Consider the following 1390-nt stretch of genomic DNA (forward strand, 5'->3'; position numbering starts at 1 on the left):
TGGTCGGAACTGCTGAACCCGGAGTTCAAGGGCAAGGCCTCGATCCTCAACATCCCCTCCATCGGCATCATGGATGCGGCGATGGTGGTGGAAGCGGCGGGGCTGCATAAATACGCCGACAAGGGCAATATGACCCGCGCCGAGATCGACCTGACCATGAAAATCCTGACCGAAGCCAAAAAGAACGGCCAGTTCCGCGCCTTCTGGAAGGATTTCAACGAAAGCGTCAATCTGATGGCGTCGGGCGAAACGGTTATTCAGTCGATGTGGTCGCCCGCCGTCACCAAGGTTCGCTCGATGGGCATTCCTTGCACCTTCCAGCCGCTGAAAGAAGGCTATCGCTCCTGGGCGTCGGGCTTCTGCGTCTCGAAGGGCGTCACCGGCGCGAAGCTCGATTGGGCTTATGAGTTCGTGAACTGGTTCCTCTCGGGCTGGGCCGGGGCGTATCTCAACCGTCAGGGCTATTATTCGGCGGTGCTCTCGACCGCGAAAGCCAATATGGCCCCCTTCGAATGGGCCTATTGGATGGAAGGCAAAGCCGCCGAAAAAGACATTCTCGCGCCCGATGGCTCGTTGCTGGAAAAGGCAGGGGCGTTGCGCGACGGCGGCTCCTATGACGACCGCATGGGCAATGTCGCCTGCTGGAACGCCGTGATGGACGAAAATGACTACATGGTCCGCAAGTGGAACGAATTCATCGCGGCGTAAGCTTCAAGCGGATCGGGCCTAGCCCGGCTCCGATCCTTTGACGGCGCGGCCCTGTGTCCCCCCATACAGGGCCGCGTTTTTCTACTCTCTCAACCGCGAAAGCCTCCCGCATGGCCGCAGCCGGACCGACCGATACCCCCAAGCGCCTAACGCGCCTTTCGGCGGAAGCGACCGCGTGGCTGCAAGCGCTGCCGCTCAGCCTCGTGTTCGGCTTTTTCTTCCTGCTGCCGCTGGCGCTCGTCGTGATGGTGAGTTTCTGGGATTATAATGACTATGAGATGATCCCAGCCTTTTCCGGGCGCGGGTATAGTGACACGTTCGAAGGCTGTTTGGCCGAGTTGCCGAACCTCTGCACCATTCTGAAAACCTACGCCAAAACGTTGAAGCTCTGCTTTCTGGTCTGGGTCTTGACCTTAGGGATCGGCTTTACGGTCGCCTATTTCCTCGCCTTTCACGTCAAATCGAAAACCTGGCAGATCACCCTATCGCTGCTGTGCACGATTCCCTTCTGGACCTCCAATGTCATCCGCATGATCGCCTGGATTCCGCTCTTGGGGCGCAACGGGTTGGTCAATCAGGGGCTTGCGGGAATGGGCGTAATCGATGCGCCGCTGGAATGGCTGCTGTTTTCGGAATTCGCCGTGGTGTTGGCGCTGGTCCACCTTTTCACCTTCTTCATGGT

At 58.7% G+C, this 1390-nt stretch carries 2 protein-coding genes; both read left to right on the plus strand.

Annotated features, from left to right (window positions below; all coding sequences use genetic code 11):
* A partial coding sequence (locus tag VZ95_RS16155; protein ID WP_045776775.1) for an ABC transporter substrate-binding protein occupies positions 1-708 on the plus strand: 708 nt, incomplete at its 5' end.
* 110 nt (positions 709-818) lie between these two features.
* Positions 819-1390: ABC transporter permease (locus VZ95_RS16160; RefSeq protein WP_045776776.1), on the plus strand; the 572-nt coding region annotated here is incomplete at its 3' end.

The sequence above is a fragment of the Elstera litoralis genome, from assembly GCF_000963705.1.
GTDB classification, from domain to species: Bacteria; Pseudomonadota; Alphaproteobacteria; order Elsterales; family Elsteraceae; genus Elstera; species Elstera litoralis.